We start from the raw sequence: 237 nt of genomic DNA, 5'->3' as shown, positions 1-237 counted from the left end.
AAATCTTAAATGAAGGATTTTGCCCATTCTTAAGATATTTAGGAATGTCCCAGGGTTTAACCCCTGGTGTTTTCTCGAAGATTGCCCAATATGGTGCAATTGCTGGCTCTTTTGAAGCAGCGCGTACAACACTAATAGATTGGGGCATAAATATCAGCCTAAAACGCATAGAACGGCTCACATATTACTTTGGTAAAATTGGCATAAATTTACGTCAATCGAAAATAAACAGTTTAG

General features: G+C 37.6%; 1 pseudogene. It reads left to right on the top strand.

What is annotated here, in order from left to right:
- A pseudogene (locus ACM0OW_RS25915) lies at positions 1 to 237 on the top strand (ISLre2 family transposase); the annotation flags it as partial.

The organism is Anabaena sp. CCY 0017 (assembly GCF_963920885.1).
Lineage (GTDB): Bacteria > Cyanobacteriota > Cyanobacteriia > Cyanobacteriales > Nostocaceae > Nodularia.
Note: the sequence above shows the minus strand (reverse complement) of the source record. Positions and strands in the feature narration are given on the sequence as shown.